This window comes from Microcella sp., assembly GCF_033763155.1.
Taxonomy (GTDB): domain Bacteria; phylum Actinomycetota; class Actinomycetes; order Actinomycetales; family Microbacteriaceae; genus Microcella.
The window spans coordinates 1-2,265 of the sequence record NZ_JANRKZ010000050.1 but is presented as its reverse complement, the minus strand read 5'-3'; the positions used below and the strand labels follow the sequence as shown (position 1 = coordinate 2,265).

3 protein-coding genes are annotated in these 2,265 nt (G+C 67.1%); 2 read left to right on the top strand and 1 reads right to left on the bottom strand.

Annotation, left to right across the window (positions count from 1 at the left end):
- The coding region (locus SFU54_RS02120; protein ID WP_319014668.1) for a hemolysin family protein at positions 1 to 865 on the top strand (865 nt) is incomplete at its 5' end.
- Here SFU54_RS02120 and SFU54_RS02115 read toward each other — a convergent pair.
- Positions 849 to 1,208 (bottom strand): DUF2834 domain-containing protein, encoded by a 360-nt coding sequence (locus SFU54_RS02115; protein WP_319014667.1) that lies wholly within the window; start codon positions 1,206 to 1,208, stop codon positions 849 to 851. The two genes, SFU54_RS02120 and SFU54_RS02115, sit on opposite strands and share 17 nt — an antisense overlap.
- 18 nt (positions 1,209 to 1,226) lie before the next feature.
- On the opposite strand from SFU54_RS02115, the gene SFU54_RS02110 reads away from it, so the two are divergent.
- Positions 1,227 to 2,265, top strand: a 1,039-nt coding sequence (locus SFU54_RS02110; RefSeq protein ID WP_319014666.1) for a hypothetical protein, incomplete at its 3' end; no start/stop codon positions are given.

Here is a 2,265-nt window from a genome sequence, read left to right as displayed (position 1 = left end):
GGTGACGCCCGTGCTCGCGGGTTTTGCGGTGGCGGTCAAGCCGCTCGTGTGGCTTCTTGCCGCCTCGAGCAACCTCGTCGTGCGGCTGTTTGGCGGCGACCCTCACCAGCGAGCAGAGCAGATCACCGACGACGAACTGCGCGAACTCGTGGGTGCTCACGACGGACTCGGCGATGAAGAGCGCGAGATCGTCGGCGACGTGCTGCATGCTGCTGACCGCACGCTCGCTGAAGTCATGCGCCATCGCGCCGACATGGTCGCCATTCGTGGTGACCTCACCCTTGACGAGGCGCGGAAGTGGGCTCGAGAGCAGCCGTACTCGCGGTACCCCGTGCTCCACAGCGGCGTCGACGAGATCACGACGTTTGTGCACGTGCGCGACCTTGCGTGGGCACCCGAGGGTGCCGACCTTGCGAGCATCGAACGACCCCTGGCCGGCCTTCCGGCAACCGCCCGTATTCTGCCGACCCTGACACTCATGCGTCGCGAGGGTGACCACATTGCTCTTGTCGTCGACGAGTACGGCGGCGTTGACGGCATCGTCACGCTCGAAGACATCGTCGAAGAACTCATCGGTGAGGTCTACGACGAGTACGACGACGCGCACGATGACCACAACGCCACCGGTTCCGCTCAACTGGTGCCTGGCTCGCTCACGATCGAAGAGTTCGCCGACCGCACAGGGTTCGTCGTCGACGATGGACCGTTCGAGACCATCGCTGGCTATGTCATTGATCGACTAGGACGCATGCCTCTCGACGGCGACACCGTCGAGACGACGGATGCACGGCTCACGGTGCGCGGCGTCGAACTCCGTCGCATCGTGCAGATCGAGGTTGAGCGGCTGGCTACATCGCCGTCGTAGTGGGGTGTTGCTCGCTCGCGAGCTGCTGCAGGCGCCGCGCGCGGTTCGCGAGAAACAGCGGAAAAGTGAAAGCGATGGCCGTGAGCCCCGCAAACACGATGTAGGCCCACAGATACTTCATGCCGAGCCGTCGACCCTCGATGACGATGAACACGCTCGCCGCGACTGCCATGATGAGCAGGTCCATCGTGAGCGATCCGACAGCCGGCCCACTGCCGAACCAGTCGCCGAAGAAATCGCGTTGTTCGATGATGGCGATGATGTTGTAAGTCCACGTGCCGACCAGACCGGCGATCGCGAGAACGAGGAACACGATGGCGGGGGCGTTCCAGTGACGAGTCATGAGGCCATTGTGCCCCCGGTGGCTGCGCTTGACGCCCTCGAATCCCGCACGGCGTTTCGGGAGTGGAACGCGCGGTTGCCCGGGCAGCGTGCCGACCCGCGTCGGTTCGACATGCTCGCAGCGGCGCTCGGGGTCGACCTCGAGCATCCGGCCCCCGCACTGGGCGTTGTCGGCTCGAAAGGCAAGGGCACGACCGTCGCCCACGCCTCGGCACTACTCGCGCACACCGGACTGCGAGTGGGCACCGTCTTGAGCCCCGGGCTTGTGAGCAATCGCGACCGGCTGCGCGTGAATGGAGCGGTGCTGCCGCTCGACGACTATGTGGAGCTGCTCGAACGCGTTGACGCGGCGCTGCGCACGCTGCCCGCACCCGATGCCGGCTACATCGGGCCGAGCGGGTTCTTTCTTGCGGCGGGGCTCGCTCACTTCGCAGCCGTTGGCTGCGATGCACTCGTGCTCGAGGCAGGCATCGGCGGGCGCCGCGACGACCTGAGCCACGTCGCTCTCACGGGCCTCGCGATGGCGCAGACTTTTCTTGAGCACACCGACCTACTGGGCGACACCATCGCCGCGATCGCCTCCGACAAGTCGGGGGCCGCGCGGCCCGGCACCCGGTGGGTGAGCTATCTGGCACAGAGCGAGGAGGCCGAGGCGGTCATCCGTCGCCACGCCGATGCGATCGGGGCCGAGCGGATGCGCATCGACACTGCCGAGCGAGCACCCTATGCGGGCGTCGTCGCCGAAGGACTCGGCGGCATGAACGCGGCGCACGGAATAATCGCCGCGCGACGTCTGCTCGCCGAGCTAGGACGGCCGGATGCCACGCCCGAGCAGGTGCGTGCCGCGGCCGCAACGGTGCACTACCCCGGGCGTCTCTCGCGCCACACGCTCGACGAGACGACCGTCTTTGTCGATTCGGCGGTCAGCCGCGACGGCTTCGAGAACGCCCTCGCGCACGTCGAGCGCGTCACCGGCGCCTCCCCCGCCCTCACGCTTGTCTCGGTGCCGCGCGAGAAAGACCTCGCGGGGTTTCGTGCCGTGGCGGCGGGGTTGAGCG